Source organism: Bacillus cereus group sp. MG16, from assembly GCF_040459875.1.
Classification (GTDB): domain Bacteria; phylum Bacillota; class Bacilli; order Bacillales; family Bacillaceae_G; genus Bacillus_A; species Bacillus_A paranthracis.
The window spans coordinates 5,062,866-5,075,000 of record NZ_JARVHE010000001.1; the positions used below are offsets into that span (position 1 = coordinate 5,062,866).

A 12,135-nucleotide genomic window follows, 5' to 3' on the forward strand; every position below is an offset into this window, starting at 1 on the left:
TCTCATAACAAAGAAAAGGCAGGGGTCTGGCTTTATAAAGAAAGATAGTCTCCGCTCTTTATAAATATAAGACACACTGCCTTCATAGTCAGGTTGTTTACGGTAACCCGGTAGAGACTCTCAAACCATATCTTTGAGGATATATGAAGGATCGTTTTATATTATCTTCCTAGATTCTAACAATGAAGTATCAATATGGTCAAGAGAGAAAGCGACAAAATTCTACAGAAATTCATTTCCTTTTCTAAAAAACGTCCATTTCTATATAGAAATGGACGTTTTTTAGAAAAAGATTACATCACCCCGCCCATGCCAGGCATTACCGTTGTAATTGGTCCTAGTTTGTCAGCTACTACAGCTAAAGTCGTATCATCAGTTTCTTCCTATTTTTTTACCTATCCGTATAAAAATTTCATCAACCTGTTCTAGCTCTTACGCTGACATAAATACACTCAAACAAAAGAGTTAATAGACACTATAAAGGCCTATGCAAGTTATACATAAGCTTTTTGTTATTCACGATTAGCTATTTTTCAAGTCCTAATCCTTAAAGCAATTATTAATAAGATTAAATATAATAATCAGGCTTTTCGTCCATTTTAATTAAAAATTCTTCTAAAGAATCCGCTATTTTCTCATCTTCAGAGTAAATAGGACATTGACCTAATTCATTTTCCTCTTTAAATTTAATTGTTAAAAAGTTAAGTTCTGTTGCTTCGAAAAATACTAATGATTCATCATCATCTACATCATCTAGGTTTGGATTATATTCGTAAATATCCTGTCTTAAGCGAAAATCCGCAACTGAAATTGGGTCCATAAATCTGTTAAAAAACATTCTTTTATCAGACTTTAAAAAACCACAACCTATTTCTTGATAAAAACGTTGCAGTTCTTTTGGGAGTTTCATTTGTAATAAGCTTTCCGCTTCATCTATCTCTTCTTGATATATAGGATAAAAAATAGGTTTTTGTTTAGAACGTACACTTCTGTCTGCTACAACATATTTTTTCAAAAAGTTAAACATAGCGTTAATACCTCCGTTATTTACTTTTTCTTAAAAATCTCTTTTGAAATACCTTCCTTGCCATGAATCCCACCTTGATGTTCAGTAGGAAATTTAGCTGGGTGTATATTCCACCACTCATGTTCTCCACCGTGTGCATTTTCAATAAAATGATGTGCATCATACGGGTCATCTACATGCCTTAGTGGTATTCCTCTTCTAGAAAGGATTTCTTCTTCATAAGTAGGCCATTTTTGGTTAGTCTCCAGTTCCCACTCTTCTCTTAAATCATCTTTTAATCTAGCAAATTCGCTTCTTCTTTTTGCAACTTCTTCTTTGCTTAATCGTTCATAACTATTATTTTCTATGTGTTCTTGTAGTAACTCCCTCTGTTTTTCAGGGATTTTCCTATTTGTAATTTCTTCTACTTGGCTAAGGTATTCTTGGAATCTAGGTGTATTTAAATTACCAGGGTCAGCAAACATAAATGTATTTCGTGCTTCTTCTAAAGAATTAAAAGAAGTTTTTGGAACATCTCTAAAATCACCAGCATAGGCAAAGGGGGCTCTCACTTGTAATTTATTTGAAAAATGAGAAACACTCTGTTCTGCTTTTATCCCTAATGTAGTTACTTTCCCTGCTCTACTTATTCCTTTATCCCCAATCCAAGTCCCATAAAAATACTTGTGCCCCATTTTGTACGACTTTCCGCATCACCATGCCAAAAATCATTCATAAATGAATCCGAAACAGTATTCCAAGCGGTAGAAACTGTCTCTATAGGGTGACCTATAGCATACTTAATATTTTCCTTTGTTACTGTATCGTCTAATGAATCAAATCCTTCTACAATCTCCCCAATAACTTGCCCAGAGCCAACATATATACCATCCCAAATTTTTCTCAGCATAGATTTTTCAGAAGGTTTGCCGCCCATTGCTCCTGCTTCTATCTTTTCATTAGATAAACTTCTATTAACTAAATTACCATCATAACGCTCATCAGCATTACGAAACTTTTCAGCAGCGTGCATTAGTTCTTCTGCAATCTTATCAAATTCCCTAAACACATTAAACATTTGAGGTTTCGTTTCATTCAAAATATCATTATCGTGACAGTAATTAATAAAACTACCTAATAGAACCTCATAATTTTGATATTTACCCTCGTTACATTCCCGAACTTACAGCCTTCAAGAAATTCCTTTTATGCAAATTTTAAAAACACAAAAAAGACTACCTCCTCTCATCAAGGAAGTAGCCTTCTACTAATTAACTATTTATACATTGCACAGCTTCACAGAGTGATGCTTATTACATCATTCCGCCCATACCGCCCATGCCCATGCCGCCCATGTCAGGCATTGCTGGTGCATTTGGTTCTGGTTTGTCAGCTACTACAGCTTCAGTTGTTAAGAACATAGCTGCAACAGATGCTGCGTTTTGAAGTGCAGAACGAGTTACTTTAGCTGGATCTACGATACCAGTTTCAAGCATGTTAACCCACTCGCCAGTAGCTGCGTTGAAACCAACGCCTACTTTTTCGCCTTTTAGGCGCTCTACAACTACAGATCCTTCTAGACCAGCGTTGATTGCGATTTGGCGAACTGGCTCTTCTAGTGCGCGAAGTACGATGTTGATACCTGTTGCTTCGTCGCCTTCAGCTACGATAGAAGCTACTTTCGTGTATACGTTCATAAGTGAAGTACCACCACCTGCAACGATACCTTCTTCTACTGCTGCACGAGTTGAGTTAAGTGCATCTTCAATGCGAAGTTTGCGCTCTTTTAACTCAGTTTCAGTTGCTGCACCTACTTTAATTACTGCTACGCCACCTGCAAGTTTTGCAAGACGCTCTTGTAATTTTTCACGATCGAATTCAGAAGTTGTTTCTTCTAATTGCGCACGGATTTGACCGATGCGAGCTTCGATTTGTTCTGTGCTTCCTACACCTTCAACTACAGTTGTGTTTTCTTTCGTTACAACAACTTTACCAGCGCGTCCTAAAGATTCAACTGTAGCAGATTTTAAGTCACGGCCTAATTCTTCAGTGATTACTTCGCCACCAGTTAAGATTGCGATATCTTCTAGCATTGCTTTACGACGGTCACCAAATCCAGGAGCTTTAACAGCTACTACATTGAATGTACCACGAAGTTTGTTCACTACTAATGTAGCTAACGCTTCGCCTTCTACATCTTCAGCAATGATAAGAAGTGGTTTACCTTGTTGTACCACTTGCTCTAATACTGGTAAGATTTCTTGAATGTTAGAAATCTTTTTGTCAGTGATTAAGATGTATGGGTTATCAAGAACTGCTTCCATTTTGTCAGAATCAGTAATCATGTAAGGAGATGCATATCCACGATCAAATTGCATACCTTCTACTACGTCTAATTCTGTTGTGAAACCTTTAGATTCTTCTAAAGTAATAACGCCGTCGTTACCAACGCGCTCCATTGCTTCAGCGATTAATTGACCTACTTCTTCGTCAGCAGCAGAAATAGCAGCTACTTGTGCGATAGAAGATTTACCTTCGATTGGTTTAGAAATCGTTTTTAATTCTTCTACTGCAGCAACTACAGCTTTTTCGATACCTTTACGAAGACCCATTGGGTTCGCACCAGCTGTTACGTTTTTAAGACCTTCACGAATCATAGCTTGTGCTAATACAGTTGCAGTTGTTGTTCCGTCACCAGCTACATCATTTGTTTTGCTAGCAACTTCTGCTACTAATTTCGCACCCATGTTTTCGAATGCATCTTCTAATTCAATTTCTTTTGCGATTGTTACACCGTCATTTGTAATAAGTGGTGAACCGAATTTTTTCTCAAGAACAACGTTACGACCTTTTGGTCCAAGCGTTACTTTTACTGCATTTGCAAGAGTGTCGACACCGCGAAGCATCGAACGACGTGCTTCTTCACTAAATTTAATATCTTTTGCCATAATAATTGACCCCCTTGGATTTTTTAAGATTTATATAATTAACCGATAACTGCTAAAATGTCACTTTCACGTAAAATCAAGTAGTCTGTACCTTCATATTTCACTTCAGTACCTGCATATTTTGAGAAGATGATAAGATCACCTGCTGCTACCTCTAAAGCAACACGCTCACCATTTTCAAGCACTCGACCAGTACCTACTGCAATAACTTTACCCTCTTGTGGTTTTTCTTTTGCTGTGTCTGGTAATACAATACCACTTGCTGTTTTTTCTTCCGCTTGAACAAGCTCAATTACAACGCGATCACCTAATGGCTTTAGCATGAACAATAACCTCCTCATTTTGTTATGTAAATTTTATTTATTAGCACTCAAGTCACCCGAGTGCTAACACACTTATAATAATAAATAATCTCAATTTCTTTTGCAAGTAAAAAAATCATAATTTTTTCGCAAATTACGCTATAAATTTTTCTATATAGAGTTCTTCTTCTTTTACCTTTACTATATGAATCGTTGTTTCCACTACTCGTATGTTACAATATGAAAGGACACCCTAAGTTGTTTTCGCTACACACACAACTTTCTCCTGTCTTCTATTATAATTTCAAATAAGGATTTACAAAAAAAACATAATTTAAGTAAGGTTTATATCGTAGGTAGCATATTTACATGTTATCCTACCTTATCTCATACACTAGAGTTAGAAAGGATGGTTAAACCATTTGAAAAAACAATATTGGTGGGTTATCGTTACATACATTTTAATGCAGTTATCATCAATTGCTGGATTACCACTTCTTCTGAAAACTGGGCTTTATGATAACAGGGGATTCACTAGGGAAGAGAAATTTCAACTCATAACTGGTCACTGGGCGATCATTAGCTTCTTTATTGCATTATGTATCGTACTTTGGTTACTTAGAACAGATATTCGCGACAGACATTTAGATACAAAGCGTTCTACTGTTCCAGCTACGATTGGTTGGATTTTTATCGGGTTCTTCTTAGCATTTTTCTCGCAAAGTATTGCTGGTATGATCGAAATGTATGTATTAGGTATTAAACCTGGATCTGAAAATACAGCGAGACTTATGGAGATCGCAAAAACGACACCTTGGTTCCTTATCGTCATCTCTATAATAGGACCTATTTTGGAAGAAATCGTATTTAGAAAAATTTTATTTGGTACACTTTATAAGAAGTTTAACTTCTTTATTGCCGCTATCATTAGTTCCCTTGTATTTGCGGCGATTCATTTTGATTTTACTCACTTATTGGTATACACTGCTATGGGTCTCGTATTCGCCTTCTTATATGTAAAAACGAAGCGTATTATCGTTCCCATTGCAGCTCATGTTGCAATGAATACATTGGTTGCAGTTGCTCAAGTGTTAGTGAGTAACGAACAAATTCAAGAAATGATTAAAGAAGCTGAAAAAATGCAAGGCTTTATCGGAGGATTTTTAGTATGAGAAACTCACCATTGTTCATGGCTGTATTGTACTTCCTTCTAGGATGTATCTTTACACACCTCGCCATCAGGAACGTAACAGATACAATCTGGAATATGTGGACAATACTATTTGCAGTTATGGCAACGATTGATTTTAATTTGGCACTTCGCCTTATCTTAGTTAAATTCACAAAGAAAAAACAATAATAAAACGCAGAGGTCGCTTCCTCTGCGTTTTATTGTGGATAATTCTTCAAAAAGTAAACTAGTGTTTGTAGTTCTACTGCTAAATCAATATGATGAATTCGTATATTGTCTGACACATTTAAGCGCGCTGGTGTGAAATTCAAAATACCATGCACGTTTGTTTCTGCCAATCTATCGGCTACAGATTGCGCTACTGTAGCGGGTACTGTTAATATTGCCACTTGTATATCAGATGATAAACGTTCTTCTAATTCATCTAAGTGATATACAGGGATGCCTCCGATTTCTGTTCCAACTTTCTCTTCACTAACATCAAATGCCATTTCAATTTTTGTATTATTGTTTTTCGTGAAATTATAATGTAAGAAAGCGGTCCCTAAATTACCTACTCCAATAAGCGCTACACGTGTTATATCATCTTGGTCGAGTGTTTCACGGAAAAATGATAATAAATAATTTACGTTATATCCATATCCTTTTTTCCCTAATGCCCCAAAGTATGAGAAATCTCTTCGAATCGTTGCGGAATCAACCTTTACCGCTTCGCTTAATTCGGCTGATGAAACACGTTGCTTACCAGAAAGAGATAAGTTTTGGATAAATCGATAGTATAGAGGCAATCTCTTAGCAGTGGCTTGTGGAATTTTTTGCTGCTCCATATAACCTCTCCTCTCTTCCTATCTTTATTCATATGCTTTAATCAAATACAGAAGTTTAGCACTTATTAAATTCCTTGTATAATAGAAAGAAGAAGTATTCTCTCTGTATTTTAAACTATACACTATTTTTAGTATGATTGAGAAATATAAACATGGCAAAGTTAAGAAATTATTTGAGGTGAAAACATTGATTTTATTACAAGTAAACGCGCTTTCAAAATTATACGGTGCAGAAACGATTCTTTCAAATATAAAATTAGAAGTTCAAACGAAAGATCGTATCGCATTAGTCGGACGAAATGGCGCTGGAAAATCTACATTATTAAAAATAATAGCGGGTGAGCTATCTCATGATGGTGGAGAAATTATAAAACCGAAAGATGTCTCAATTGGATATTTAGCTCAAAATACCGGTTTAGAAACATCTTTAACAATTTGGGATGAAATGTTAACCGTCTTTACACACTTGCAGCAAATGGAGACAAAACTTCGAAGGCTAGAGCAAGAGATGGGGAAAGAAGAAAACTTTTCAAACGAGGCTACATATGAAAGATTATTAGCTGATTATGATCAATTACAATTAGATTATAAAGATCAAGGTGGCTATCAGTACGAAGCAGATATCCGTTCGATTTTAAGTGGTCTTGGCTTCCCAGTTGAAACGCACCAGACGACGATTTCTACATTAAGCGGTGGACAAAAAACACGATTAGCTCTCGGTAAATTATTATTAACGAAACCAGACTTACTTATTTTGGATGAGCCTACAAACCATTTAGACATCGAAACATTAACATGGCTTGAACAATATTTACAAGGTTATCCTGGAGCAATACTAATCGTTTCCCATGACCGTTATTTCTTAGATAAACTTGTTACACAAGTATATGAAATTTCGAATAAAGAAAGTAGACGATTTGTTGGTAACTACAGTAAATATTTAGACTTAAAATCAGCACTATACGAGCAAGAAATGAAACGTTATGAAAAACAACAAGATGAGATTGCTAAGCTAGAGGACTTCGTTCAAAAAAATATAGCTCGTGCATCTACGACAAAACGTGCGCAAAGTCGCCGTAAACAATTAGACCGTATGGAACTATTAACAAGACCATTAGGGGATTCTAAGTCAGCTTCCTTCCACTTCGATATTGAAAAACAAAGTGGAAATGATGTGTTACAAGTAAAGGACGCAACTATCGGCTATGATAAGGATCCAATTATTGAACATGTAACAATGCGCTTAACTCGCGGAGATAGCGTTGCTTTAGTTGGTCCAAATGGAATTGGAAAATCCACATTATTAAAATCGATTGTGAATAAGTTACCATTATTACATGGTGATGTTTCTTTCGGATCCAATGTATCTGTTGGTTATTATGATCAGGAACAAGCTAATTTAACATCTTCTAAGCGCGTTTTAAATGAGCTATGGGATGAATATCCACTGCAACCTGAAAAAGAAATTCGCACGATACTAGGTAACTTCTTATTCACAGGAGATGATGTACTAAAGCCCGTCTCTTCTCTTAGTGGTGGACAAAAGGCTCGGTTAGCTCTTGCAAAACTTATGATGCAAAAATCGAATTTATTAATTCTCGATGAGCCTACAAACCATCTTGATTTAAATAGTAAAGAAATCCTAGAGAATGCTTTAATCGATTATCCTGGTACTCTTCTATTTGTCTCACATGACCGCTATTTTATTAATCGTGTAACAACGACTGTGGTTGAGTTATCAACAGAAGGTGCACAGGAATATTTAGGGGATTACGATTACTACGTTGAAAAGAAAAATGAAATGATTGAACGTGCAGAACTTGAACAGCAAGAACAGCAAGAAAATCAGGCACCTGTTCAAAAAACTGTAGCTCCAGAAAAATTAAATTATCTCGAAGAAAAAGAGCGCAAAAAGTTGGAGCGTCAACGTACTCGAAAAATCGAGGAACTAGAACAAAATATTGTACAATTTGAAGAAGAAATTGCTACGTTAGAAGATCAACTTTGCTTACCAGAAATATATGCAGATTATGAAAAGGCTAGTGAAATTACAACGAAAAAGCAAACACTACAAGAACAACTTGATGCTTGTATGGCAGAATGGGAAGAATTGCATTTATAAGAGTATAAATAAGAAGGATGTCTCATCAGTCGGGATTTTTGACGATGAGACATCCTTCTTATCTTTTAGCCATGGTCAACCTCTATTGCATAAACGATTCGACACGAGGTATCGATTTTCCGACAAGGTTTGACAATGTTAGCCTCCCTTATAATAAGGGCATATTTCAAAATGTTTTTTAGAGATACCTTCTTCGTTTTTATTTCCCGAAAAAGGATAGATTCAAAGGTCAGACTTTATCTGTTTTATCCACAAGTTTATACACATATCCACCTTTATAAAATAAACATCTAAATAACTTTTCCACATTATCCACAATCAACAAAAAAGTTATCAACATTTTATATACACAATAAAACCCATATTATCAACAGATAATATGGGTTTTATCCACAAGCTGTGGTTAATTTTGTGCATAACTATGCTTCAATATCTAATCCTGGATTTGCATTTAAAGCTAATGTAGCACGTTTTCCTTGTTCATATGCAATTGTACCTGCCGCTGCAATCATTGCTGCATTATCTGTACATAAAGATAGAGGAGGAATAATTAGCTCTACATTTTCTTTTTGTGCAAATTCTGCTTCTAAACGTGCACGCAGTCCTTTATTCGCAGCTACTCCACCAGCAAGAAGCACTTGCTTTACGTTATAAGCATCCGCTGCACGAGATGCTTTCGTTACTAATACGTCAATTACACTCTCTTGGAAACTTGCTGCTAAATCTTCCGGTGCAATTTCTATCCCGCGTTGTTTTGCGTTATGCACAGTGTTGATAACTGCTGATTTCAATCCGCTAAAACTGAAATCATACGAATCCGGTTCTAGCCATGCACGAGGTAAATCAATTGTTGGTTCTCCTTCATGTGCAAGTCGATCAATATGAGGACCACCTGGATATGGCATAGATAACGTACGAGCTACTTTATCATATGCCTCTCCTGCTGCATCATCTCGCGTTTCACCAATTACTTCAAATGAACCATGTTCTTTCATATAAACAAGCTCTGTATGCCCACCAGAGACAACAAGTGATAGTAATGGGAATTGAACTTCTTTTACTAAGCGGTTCGCATAAATGTGGCCAGCGATATGATGAACACCAACTAGGGGGATATCATGTGCAAATGCCACTGCTTTCGCTGCGTTCACCCCTATTAGAAGCGCTCCTACTAAACCAGGTCCTTCTGTGACAGCAATTGCATCAATATCATCAAATGTGATATTCGCTTCTTTTAACGCTTCTTCTAATACAACTGTAATTTCTTCTACATGATGACGGGACGCAATCTCTGGTACAACTCCGCCAAAACGTTTATGACTTTCAATTTGTGATGCAACAACATTCGCAATAATTTCCGTTCCATTTTTAACAACCGCTACTGCTGTTTCATCACAACTTGTTTCAATACCAAGTATAATCGTATTTTTTTCCATTATATATTCACCCACATTACGAGACCATCTTCCTGATTGTCTGCATAGTATCGTTTACGAATTCCACCATTTTGAAATCCGTATTTTCTGTATAACTGTTTTGCTACTTCATTTGATACACGTACTTCAAGTGTCATCGTTTTTACACCTAGAGTTTTCGCCTCGGAAATAACTTCTTTTAATAAAGCATCTCCTAGCTTTTGACCTCTGTATTCTGGCAAAATAGCTATATTTGTTATATGTGATTCATCAATAATTATCCACAATCCACAATACCCAATTACACGACCATCTTTTTCTAGCACAACATAATGTGCATGTTCATTCATCGTTAACTCACGGTGAAAGGCATCTGCAGTCCAAGGAGTTGAAAAAGATGCTTCTTCAATGGCTACAATTTGAGCAATATCATCAAGTTCCATCTTTCTAAATATCATATCCATCCTCTGCAAGCTCCTACTTGTTTTGACTTTCTAACCACTTTGTTTCAGCTTCAGCTAAACGAAGGTAACTAGGAACAAATGAATGTACATCTTGTTCTTCTTTTTGTAATCCTAAGAACGCTAGCTCACTTGGTCTTGGGTTATTTTTAGTGAAAGGAGCAAAGACAGCTTGATTGCCTAAATGTTCGATAATTGTTTCTTTGTGTAGTTTCACATCGTTACCAATAAATAAAACAGGCTTTCCTTTATCTTTTAACATTTGCAACCAGTCTACAATAAGGATGATTCTGTCTTCCTCTATAGAAGTTAAATCCTCTCCTTCATATGTATATAAGCCAGTATAAATTTGTCCACGTCTTCCATCGAATAAAGGACAGATTAATCCATCAAAATTAGCTCCGTTTGCAGCCACTACTTCTAAACTTGATACACCCACAATTGGTATTTGAAGTGACCAAGCTAATGTTTTGGCAGCTGTCACACCTATACGAACACCTGTATATGATCCTGGTCCAGCAGCTACAACTATTTTAGTTAATTCTTTTGGTTTTACACCACATTCTTTTAACAGTTGTTCTACAGCTGGCATAAGACGCACAGAATGATTTTTTGTTAAATTTGTAATGAATTCCCCAATTACGTTTCCTTCTTCAATAAGGGATACACCCATTACATAATTTGAAGTATCAATTGCTAGTACTTTCATCTTGTAATAGCTCCTCACATAATCTAATATAGCGATCTCCAATTGGCTCGAGTACAATGTTTCTTGTGTCATCTCCAGCATGGAATAAACTAATTTGTAGCTTCTCATTTGGTAAATATGCTTCTATTAAATGAGCCCATTCTACTACCGTAATTCCTTCACCGTAGAAATACTCATCAAAACCTAAGTCTTCTTCACTTTCAGCTAAGCGATACACGTCCATATGATATAGCGGTAATCTCCCTTTATATTCTTTAATAATATTAAAGGTAGGGCTATTTACAACTCTTTTCACTCCAAGACCTTTTGCTAGTCCCTTTGTAAAAGTCGTCTTACCAGCCCCTAGATCTCCTTCTAAAATAATTACATCTTGTGCCTGAGCAAGTTCACCAAGTTTTTCTGATAATCTTTGTGTTTCCTCAGATGATTTTGTTGTTATTTCATATTTACTCACAGACTTCACCTACTTTACTCACAATGTTCTCTGCTCTTTATTATACAGGTTTTGAATATATAAAAAAGTCCTTAGGAGTTTTCCTAAGGATAGTTTGACTGTCTTTATTAGTTTTTTGTTAAAACAAATAAAAAAATACGAAACAACATGTTTCGTTCTTTTCTTTATATAAAATGGCGGTCCCGACCGGGGTCGAACCGGCGATCTCCTGCGTGACAGGCAGGCATGTTAACCACTACACCACGGGACCATTTGGTTGCGGGGACAGGATTTGAACCTGCGACCTTCGGGTTATGAGCCCGACGAGCTACCGTGCTGCTCCACCCCGCGATGATATAAATAGCTTGGCGACGTCCTACTCTCACAGGGACAAGGTCCCAACTACCATCGGCGCTAGAGAGCTTAACTTCCGTGTTCGGTATGGGAACGGGTGTGACCTCTCTGCCATCATCACCAAACTATGAAGGCATATTCCTTCAAAACTAGATAACATTTGCTACATATTATATGGTTAAGTCCTCGATCTATTAGTATTCGTCAGCTCCACATGTCACCATGCTTCCACCTCGAACCTATCAACCTGATCATCTTTCAGGGATCTTACTAGCTTACGCTATGGGAAATCTCATCTTGAGGGGGGCTTCATGCTTAGATGCTTTCAGCACTTATCCCTTCCGCACATAGCTACCCAGCTATGCC

11 protein-coding genes, 2 tRNA genes, 2 rRNA genes, 1 pseudogene and 1 riboswitch (1 of these 17 cut by a window edge) are annotated in these 12,135 nt (G+C 36.6%); of the genes and pseudogenes, 3 read left to right on the forward strand and 13 right to left on the reverse strand.

The window, feature by feature from the left end:
• Positions 1-65: 65 nt before the first annotated feature.
• A riboswitch (purine riboswitch) is annotated at positions 66-167 on the reverse strand.
• Positions 168-568: 401 nt separating this feature from the next.
• The 4 genes and pseudogenes from QCI73_RS26155 to groES form a co-directional block, all read right to left on the reverse strand.
• Positions 569-1,027 carry an SMI1/KNR4 family protein gene (locus QCI73_RS26155; RefSeq protein WP_000481697.1) on the reverse strand — a complete coding sequence of 153 codons (459 nt, stop codon included), beginning with the start codon at positions 1,025-1,027 and terminating at the stop codon, positions 569-571.
• A 20-nt stretch (positions 1,028-1,047) separates the two neighbouring features.
• Positions 1,048-2,084, reverse strand: a pseudogene (locus QCI73_RS26160) (hypothetical protein).
• A gap of 235 nt (positions 2,085-2,319) precedes the next feature.
• Entirely contained in the window at positions 2,320-3,954 is a 1,635-nt protein-coding gene (gene groL / locus QCI73_RS26165; protein WP_001029999.1) for a chaperonin GroEL, read from the reverse strand.
• Positions 3,955-3,992: 38 nt separating this feature from the next.
• Entirely contained in the window at positions 3,993-4,277 is a 285-nt protein-coding gene (groES, locus tag QCI73_RS26170) for a co-chaperone GroES (protein WP_000917306.1), read from the reverse strand.
• A 401-nt stretch (positions 4,278-4,678) separates the two neighbouring features.
• Here groES and QCI73_RS26175 point away from each other — a divergent pair, with 401 nt between their 5' ends.
• Both QCI73_RS26175 and QCI73_RS26180 read left to right on the forward strand, forming a co-directional pair.
• Positions 4,679-5,428: a CPBP family intramembrane glutamic endopeptidase gene (locus QCI73_RS26175; protein ID WP_353824035.1), complete on the forward strand. Its 750-nt coding sequence runs from the start codon at positions 4,679-4,681 to the stop codon at positions 5,426-5,428.
• Positions 5,425-5,616 carry a YdiK family protein gene (locus QCI73_RS26180; protein ID WP_001246209.1) on the forward strand — a complete coding sequence of 64 codons (192 nt, stop codon included), beginning with the start codon at positions 5,425-5,427 and terminating at the stop codon, positions 5,614-5,616. Before QCI73_RS26175 ends, QCI73_RS26180 begins: the two co-directional genes overlap by 4 nt.
• A 29-nt stretch (positions 5,617-5,645) precedes the next feature.
• Here the strand turns inward: QCI73_RS26180 and QCI73_RS26185 are convergent, their stop codons facing one another.
• Positions 5,646-6,275, reverse strand: a complete 630-nt coding sequence (locus QCI73_RS26185; RefSeq protein WP_000437700.1) for a redox-sensing transcriptional repressor Rex — start codon at positions 6,273-6,275, stop codon at positions 5,646-5,648.
• Positions 6,276-6,462: 187 nt separating this feature from the next.
• On the opposite strand from QCI73_RS26185, the gene QCI73_RS26190 reads away from it, so the two are divergent.
• A complete protein-coding gene (locus QCI73_RS26190; protein WP_353824036.1) occupies positions 6,463-8,397 on the forward strand; it encodes an ABC-F family ATP-binding cassette domain-containing protein in 1,935 nt (644 codons plus the stop codon).
• A 419-nt stretch (positions 8,398-8,816) separates the two neighbouring features.
• Here the strand turns inward: QCI73_RS26190 and tsaD are convergent, their stop codons facing one another.
• The 8 genes from tsaD to QCI73_RS26230 form a co-directional block, all read right to left on the reverse strand.
• Positions 8,817-9,833, reverse strand: a complete 1,017-nt coding sequence (gene tsaD, locus QCI73_RS26195; RefSeq protein ID WP_000414588.1) for a tRNA (adenosine(37)-N6)-threonylcarbamoyltransferase complex transferase subunit TsaD — start codon at positions 9,831-9,833, stop codon at positions 8,817-8,819.
• Positions 9,833-10,276 (reverse strand): ribosomal protein S18-alanine N-acetyltransferase, encoded by a 444-nt coding sequence (gene rimI / locus QCI73_RS26200; RefSeq protein WP_000367197.1) that lies wholly within the window; start codon positions 10,274-10,276, stop codon positions 9,833-9,835. The genes tsaD and rimI overlap by 1 nt, the downstream gene beginning before the upstream one ends.
• Positions 10,277-10,289: 13 nt before the next feature.
• Positions 10,290-10,982, reverse strand: coding sequence for a tRNA (adenosine(37)-N6)-threonylcarbamoyltransferase complex dimerization subunit type 1 TsaB (gene tsaB, locus QCI73_RS26205; RefSeq protein WP_327924729.1), 693 nt, complete (start codon positions 10,980-10,982; stop codon positions 10,290-10,292).
• Positions 10,963-11,436 (reverse strand): tRNA (adenosine(37)-N6)-threonylcarbamoyltransferase complex ATPase subunit type 1 TsaE, encoded by a 474-nt coding sequence (tsaE, locus tag QCI73_RS26210; protein ID WP_000049631.1) that lies wholly within the window; start codon positions 11,434-11,436, stop codon positions 10,963-10,965. Before tsaE ends, tsaB begins: the two co-directional genes overlap by 20 nt.
• A gap of 174 nt (positions 11,437-11,610) precedes the next feature.
• Positions 11,611-11,686, reverse strand: a tRNA-Asp gene (locus tag QCI73_RS26215).
• A 3-nt stretch (positions 11,687-11,689) separates the two neighbouring features.
• A tRNA-Met gene (locus tag QCI73_RS26220) sits at positions 11,690-11,766 on the reverse strand.
• Between the two features lie 12 nt (positions 11,767-11,778).
• Positions 11,779-11,894, reverse strand: a 5S ribosomal RNA gene (rrf, locus tag QCI73_RS26225).
• A gap of 49 nt (positions 11,895-11,943) precedes the next feature.
• Positions 11,944-12,135, reverse strand: a 23S ribosomal RNA gene (locus QCI73_RS26230); it runs 2,731 nt beyond the window's last position.